The sequence below is a fragment of the Stenotrophomonas tumulicola genome (assembly GCF_014117215.1).
Lineage (GTDB): Bacteria > Pseudomonadota > Gammaproteobacteria > Xanthomonadales > Xanthomonadaceae > Stenotrophomonas > Stenotrophomonas tumulicola.
The window spans coordinates 168,790-176,023 of record NZ_JACGXS010000008.1 but is presented as its reverse complement, the minus strand read 5'-3'; the positions used below and the strand labels follow the sequence as shown (position 1 = coordinate 176,023).

Sequence of the window (7,234 nt, the reverse complement as noted above, 5' to 3'; positions counted from 1 at the left end):
GGGTGGGTTGGCGGGACCTTGTGAGGCAGGAGCCGAACAGGAGCCCCCATGGATGGGTTCACGGCGGGTCCCGCCAACCCACCCCGCCCCACCAGCACACAGCCCTGCAGCTGTTGCTGTTGCTGTTGCTTTTGCCGTTGGCTTCAGAACGCATTGAACCCGGTCAGCGCACGGCCGATCACCAGCTGGTGCACCGTCTCCGTTCCTTCATAGGTGATCACCGATTCCAGGTTCAGGGCGTGGCGCATGGCCGCATGATCCGTCGTGATGCCAGCCGCGCCCAGCAGATCGCGGCATTCGCGCGCGATGTCGATGGCCATCCGGCAGTTGTTCCATTTGGCCAGGCTGACCTGCTGCGGCTGCGCCGCCCCGGCCTCCTTCAGCCGCCCCAACTGCAATGCCAGCAGCTGCGCCGTGGTGATCCGCCGCGCCATGTCGGCCAGCTTGATCTGCGCGCTCTGCGTGGCGGCCAGCGGCCGACCAAACAACACGCGGTCCTTTGCATGGGCCAGTGTTTCCTGCAGGCACGCGATGGCCGCGCCGATCGGTCCCCAGCTGATACCGAAGCGCGCCTGGTCCAGGCAACCCAACGGCCCCTTCATGCCTTTCACGCCGGCCAACCGGTTGCTGTCGGGGATCCTGACGTCATCGAAGAACAACGCACCCGTCGACGACGCACGCAGGCTCATCTTGCGCTGTATCTCTTCCACGCTGAAGCCTGCCATGCCCTTCTCCAGCACGAACCCCTGCACCCCGTCATCGGTCTGCGCCCAGACAATGGCCAGGTCGGCGATCGGCGCATTGGTGATCCACATCTTGCTGCCCGACAACCGCCAGTCATCGCCGTGGCGTACCGCATGGGTCTTCATCGTCGACGGATCCGAACCGCCATGCGCTTCGGTCAGGCCGAAGCACCCAATCCGTTCACCGCGCGCCATCGATGGCAACCAGCGTGCACGCTGCGCATCGGTGCCATAGGCGAATATCGGGTACATGCACAGCGAGCTCTGTACGGAAACGAAGCTGCGCAGGCCCGAGTCGCCCCGTTCCAGTTCCTGGCAGATCAACCCATAGGCGACCGCGCCCATGCCAGCCCCTCCATGCACTGCCGGCAACGTGGCGCCCAGCAGGCCAAGCGACGCTATTTCCGGCACCAGTTCAGCGGGGAAGCGGGCGTCGTCGAAACACCTGCCAATGATCGGCAGCACGCGCTGGTCGGTGAAGCGGGCGACCGCGTCCTGTACCGCGCGCTCTTCATCGCTGAGCAACGAGCGGACATCGAAGAGGTCATGGGGAAGCAGGCTCATCGTTCGTACCATCGGCAGCAGGAACACGGGCCCGCATTATGGCCACAGCTCAGGCATCCCGCGTCAGCAGGCCGTTCATGCGTATATGGGCGCGGATGTGTTCAGGGACGCACCGTGCCGCGCTGTCCAGCTGCTGCACGCGTGACAGCTCGCCGCGGCGTGCCACGTTCCATTGCCGCCCGATGGTGGAATTGACCTGGCCATCGCCGAAATCACTGATGACATCATGCCCGCCGGCAATCCGGTCGGGGTTGTGCAGCGCATGCAGGCCGCGCATCTTCCGGCTCGCGTATGCCTCGGCGCGATCCTGCGCCACCGTGGCATCGCACCCTGCCTCGCGCAGGGACTGGTTGCGCTCGCGCGTCAGTTTGTCGCGCCAGGATGCACGTGCGCGCCGGGCCACGTTCGGATCACGCCCGGCCGGATCGAATCCTGATCGGGCGGACAGATACTCCTGTACGGTCAGGGCATTGAGCCCTTGCTGCTGGCCGGCCAGCTGCCTGTCCAGCTCGGCATGTTTCGAGGGCGGAAGTTTCTGGGTGGAGAAGCACAGCCGGGTGCAATGCATGCGCCCGCTGCCGGCGGGGCACCCGGGCTGATGACGTCCTGCAAGGCGTTCCTGGCGGATACCCGCCAGCACCTTGGCCAACATTGCATGCGCGGAAGCACATCGGCCATGGGCGGTTGCCGCGCTGATCGCCAGGCTCGGAGTCGACGTCTCGCGTAAACCATATGACCGTGAGGTATCGCGCAGTAACAGCTCCTGAGCCATTTCGCGTCCCCGGTTCGTACTGGACGCCTTCAGCGTAGGAAAAGGCAGCGGGACGGTGGGAGATGCCGTGCGCAATTCGCCGGATGTCTCAAACAACCAATCAACGGGCCTCACCCTATCCATTGAATCGATGACGCTGCCGCTTCGGTCGGCGCACGCCACGTTCGCTGCAGCGCAACAAATCCGGTCTGCAACGTGAGGGCATCACCGCGCTCAACCGCTGCAACATCGGCCAACTGGCCGAACCGGCGGCATCCAGTTAACCTGACACATTCAAACAACCGTTTCGCCGTGGCAGCACGTGCGTTATCCAGGCAACCGCCGCCCCTGCCGGAGCGCGGCCTACCCAAGAGTCAGTCATCCATGAGCGCCGAAGCCACAGAACTGCCCCCACGCGAAATGATGGAATTCGATGTCGTGATCGTGGGCGCCGGCCCGGCAGGGCTGTCCGCCGCGATCCGCCTCCGCCAGCGCGCGATCGAAGCCGGCAGCGAGCTGTCGGTATGCGTGCTGGAAAAAGGATCCGAGCCCGGCGCACACCTGATGTCCGGCGCGGTGATGGATCCACGGGCGTTGGCCGAACTGTTCCCGGACTGGGCCGAACGCGGCGCGCCACTGAGGCAGAAGGTCACCCGCGACGAGTTCCTGTTCCTCAGTCCGAAGGGAGCGCGCGGCACGCCCAAGGCATTCCTGCCGGAGTGCTTCCACAATGAAGGCAATTACATCGTCAGCCTGGGCGAAGTGGGCCGCTGGCTGGCGCAGCAGGCCGAGGCGCTGGAAGTGGCGATTTTCCCGGGCTTCGCGGCAGCCGAAGTCCTGTATGGCGATGCCGGTGAAGTGATCGGCGTGGCAACCGGCGACATGGGCATCGAGAAGGACGGCAGCCGCGGCCCGAACTTCGAGCGCGGCATGGCGCTGCATGCCAAGTACACGGTGTTCGCCGAAGGCTCGCGTGGCCACCTCGGCCGGCAACTGATCGCGCGCTTCAAGCTGGACGAAGGCAAGGATCCGCAGGCCTACGGCATCGGCATCAAGGAACTGTGGCAGATCGATCCGGCAAAGCATGAGCCGGGCCTGGTGGTGCATGCCGCTGGCTGGCCACTGGACAGCGACACCTATGGTGGCGCGTTCCTGTACCACGCCGAGGGCGGCAAGGTATCGATCGGTTACGTGGTCGGCCTCGACTACAGGAACCCCTGGCTGAGCCCGTTCGAGGAGTTCCAGCGCTTCAAGACCCACCCGGCGATCCGCCGCTACCTGGAGGGCGGCAAGCGTATCGGCTATGGTGCGCGCGCCATCACCGCCGGCGGCCTGCTGTCGCTGCCGAAGACGGTGTTTCCCGGTGGCGCGCTGGTCGGTTGCGAAGCGGGCTTCCTCAACGTCAGCCGCATCAAGGGCAGCCACGCCGCGATCAAGACCGGCATGCTGGCCGCGGATGCGGCATTCGACGCGGTCACCGCCGGCCGCCAGCACGATGAGCTTGCCGCCTATCCGCAGGCCTTCGAAGCCAGCTGGCTGCACACCGAGCTGCAGCAGACCCGCAACTTCAAGCAGTGGTTCAAGAAAGGCCAGAACGTGGCCACGTTGATGACCGGCATCGAGCAGTGGTTGCTGCCCAAGCTGGGCATCCGCAACCCACCGTGGACGATCCACCATCACACGCCGGACCACGCCTGCCTGGAGCCCGCGTCCCGGCATGCACGCATCGATTACCCCAAGCCGGATGGCGTGCTGACCTTCGACCGCCTCAGCTCGGTATTCCTCAGCAGCACCAACCACGAAGAGAACCAGCCCAGCCACCTGACGCTGAAGGACAACAGCGTGCCGGTACAGGTCAACCTGGCCGAATACGCAGGCCCGGAAGCGCGTTATTGCCCGGCCGGCGTCTACGAATTCGTCGGCGATGAAGGCGGGCAGCGCCTGCAGATCAATGCGCAGAACTGCGTGCACTGCAAGACCTGCGACATCAAGGATCCGACCCAGAACATCGTCTGGGTGGCGCCGCAGGGCGGCGGCGGACCGAACTACTCCGGCATGTAAGCGCGCTGTGGCGGCCCATCCGTCGCCACTGCCCGGCCCACCGAGTGCCCACCATGACCTCCGCGCACCGCCTGCTTTCCGTGACCCTGTGCAGTGCCCTGCTGGCCGTTGCCGGGTGCCGGGCACCGGTTCCACAGGATCCTGCGCAGGCCCTGGCACTGGAGCGCGAGCGCGCGTTCGAAATCTGTGCCGGCTGCCATACCGTGCATGCCGGCGGCATCAACCGCTATGGCCCGAACCTGCATGGCCTGTTCGGTCGCCGCGCCGGCAGCCTGCCCGGCTATGCCTATTCCGATGCCATGCGCAAAGCGGATTTCGTCTGGACCGAGCAGGCCCTGGATACGTTCCTGCGCTCGCCTTCCGCGCGCGTGCCGGGCACGCGCATGTACAACGCGTTCCCGGACCCCGAACGGCGCCGGCTGGCGATCGAGTACCTGCGCGAGCAGTCCCGCTGAGCCCCTGCCCATCAGCCATCGGCCAGCGCGGCATCGCCGACCTGGGCCGGAAGCCAGCGCAGCAGGCACTGGCGCAGGTGGACCAGTGAGAGGGGTTTGGTCAGCACTTCATCCATGCCGGCATCACGGCAACGGCGCAGGTCCTCTTCAAGCAGGCTGGCGGTAAGCGCCACCACGGGCAGGCGGCGATCGCCCTGGCGTTCTTCGCGCTCGCGCAGCAGGCGGGTGAACGCGTAGCCATCCATCACCGGCATGCGGCAATCGGTGATGATCATGTCGAAGAGCGAGGACGACAGCAGTTGCAGTCCCTCGCGGCCATCGCTGGCCACGGCATGGTCGACACCCAGCTGCTGCAGCCGCCAGGCCATCATCGCCTGCGCGGTGGGATGGTCTTCCAGCACCAGCACGCGCGCGTGGCGCAGTCCGACCGGCAGCGGCGGTACACCGCCCGGGCCCGGCACGGTGGCAGCCAGGTCATCGTTGCTGGCTACCGGCAGTTCCAGCAGGACATCCACCTCGGTGCCTGCTCCCGGCACGCTGTGCACCTGCAACCGTCCACCCATCAGCTGCACCAGCCGTTGGCACAGGGCCAGCCCCAGTCCAGCGCCGCCGGCATCGCGCTGCGGCGGCACGTCATTGATGGCAAAGGGCTGGAACAGGGCCTGCAACGTCTCGCCGTCGATGCCCACGCCGGTGTCGATCACCTGGATGCGCAGTTCCTGCAGGCTGTCGGCACTGCCTTCCAGCACTTCGACGCGCAGCGCCACTTCGCCTTCGTCGGTGAAGCGGATGGCGTTGCCGAGCAGGTTGTTCAACACCTGGCGCAGGCGCAGGCCATCCGCTTCATGTGCCGCGGCCAGGCGCGGATCCACGTCCAGCCGCAACGGCAGGCCCCGTGCCGCGGCAGCCGGGGCGAACTGGCGATGCAGTGATTCCAGCAGCGGCCGCAGCGGCAACGGCAACGGATCCAGCTGCAGCGCACCGGCATCGATCTTGGCGTAATCCAGGATGTCATCGAGCATCTGCCGCAGTGCCTGTGCAGCGGCTTCGGCCTCGACCAGCTGGCTGCGTTGCCCGGGCTGCAATGATGAATGGGCAAGCATCTCCAGCATGCCCAGCACCCCGCTCATCGGCGTGCGGATCTCATGGCTCATCGTGGCCAGGAAGCGCGCCTTCGCCTCGGCAGCCTGTTCGGCGACGACCATCGCCTGCTGCAGGGCATCGGCCTGTGCACGTGCATCGGTGACATCCACCCAGTACCCGCTCCAGGTAACGGTACCGGCGGTAGCGGCGTAGGGTTGCGCCTGGCTGCGCACCCAGCGCGGCGGTGACGTGGCCAAGGTGCGGAATTCCAGCACGAGCGGCAGGAAATCGCGTGCGGCATGCTTGATCGCCGCCTCCACGTCGGCGCGGTCGCGTTCGTCGATGCACGCCATTACGGCCGGCGCCGAGGCCATGGCCTGCTGCCGTTCGATGCCGAACAACGGCTGCATGTCGCCAGCAACGTAAGGGAAGTCCAACCGGCCATCCGGTGCCCGCCGCATCTGGTAGACGATGGCCGGCAGGTTGTGGGTGACCTCGGCCAGGCGCCTTTCCAGGCGGCGGCGACCGGCGACTTCACGCTTCAGGCGCCAACAACCCAGGGCGTGGACCAGCAGCGCGGCCAGCAGGGCCAGCAGGATCGCCGCTCCCCAGCGGGCCACCGTTCCCCAATGGGTATCGGCTGGCGGGTCCACCGCCAGCCAGCCGTCACGCAGCCGCTCGCGTTCGCGCGGGCCCATGTCCTGCAGCAGCTGATCGAAACGGGTGGCCAGCCACGCATGTTCACGTTTCACCGCCAACGACAACTGGTCGTTGAACCCTGCCGGAGCGGCAATCCGCAGCTTCCCGGAAAGGCCTTGGCGCAACAGGCGGTCGACCAGGGCCAGGTTGCCGATATAGGCCTGTGCCTCGCCATCCAGCAGCCGCTGCAGCGCCTGTTCGGCGCTGCGCGCGGCGATGATGCGCGCCCCTGGCGCCGACTGCAGCACCTGGACGCGCAGTCGTTCCGGATCGGACAGCAGAATGCGCTTTCCCGATAACCCGGCCATGTCCACCGTGTTGCTGCCGCGCCGGGTCACGATGACGTTGGGAACGCTGATGAAAGGCTGGCTGAAGACCCAGTCCTTGCCCAGGTAGCGGGAATCGTCTGGAACAGCCATCACCGCGTCGATGCGGCCCCCGCGCATCTTCTCGCGCAGGTCGTACCAATCGTGGCTCGTTTCCGGCACCAGCGTGACGCCTGCCTGGCCCAGCAGCTGGAGGTAATCGCGCGCCAGTCCGCTGGGCTGGCCCCTGGCATCGGCGAACGACAGCGGGGGCGCGTTCGGAGGAAAGCCCACCCGCAACGAAAGGAGCGATGTGCCCTGCTCCAGGCCGCGTGCCTGGCGGGTATCGGAGGCAGCCGGCAACCCGGCGACGGCAGGACGATTGCCATGCTGCGGCCGTGCACTCGACCCGCCAGGCCGACCACTGTCGTAGACCCCCACCACGAGCGTGCCATGTACGTCGACATGACCGCTGTTCTGTACCCTTGGCAAGACTGGCACAGGCCATGCCATCGCAGGGACCAGCAACATCAGCACCCCTGCCCCAAAGCGTCGGCCAAGGGCCAGGATCGT

5 protein-coding genes are annotated in these 7,234 nt (G+C 66.5%); 2 read left to right on the top strand and 3 right to left on the bottom strand.

Annotated features, from left to right (window positions below):
* Positions 1-143 precede the first annotated feature (143 nt).
* Positions 144-1,307 (bottom strand): acyl-CoA dehydrogenase family protein, encoded by a 1,164-nt coding sequence (locus H4O11_RS14870; RefSeq protein ID WP_182340206.1) that lies wholly within the window; start codon positions 1,305-1,307, stop codon positions 144-146.
* A 49-nt stretch (positions 1,308-1,356) separates the two neighbouring features.
* A complete protein-coding gene (locus H4O11_RS14865) occupies positions 1,357-1,875 on the bottom strand; it encodes a polymorphic toxin type 15 domain-containing protein (protein WP_182340205.1) in 519 nt (172 codons plus the stop codon).
* Positions 1,876-2,442: 567 nt separating this feature from the next.
* On the opposite strand from H4O11_RS14865, the gene H4O11_RS14860 reads away from it, so the two are divergent.
* A complete protein-coding gene (locus H4O11_RS14860; protein ID WP_182340204.1) occupies positions 2,443-4,119 on the top strand; it encodes an electron transfer flavoprotein-ubiquinone oxidoreductase in 1,677 nt (558 codons plus the stop codon).
* 53 nt (positions 4,120-4,172) lie between these two features.
* Complete coding sequence (locus tag H4O11_RS14855; protein WP_182340203.1) at positions 4,173-4,574, top strand: c-type cytochrome; 402 nt, start codon at positions 4,173-4,175, stop codon at positions 4,572-4,574.
* Between the two features lie 11 nt (positions 4,575-4,585).
* Here H4O11_RS14855 and H4O11_RS14850 read toward each other — a convergent pair whose 3' ends face one another.
* Positions 4,586-7,153: an ATP-binding protein gene (locus H4O11_RS14850; RefSeq protein ID WP_246333513.1), complete on the bottom strand. Its 2,568-nt coding sequence runs from the start codon at positions 7,151-7,153 to the stop codon at positions 4,586-4,588.
* Positions 7,154-7,234: the final 81 nt, after the last annotated feature.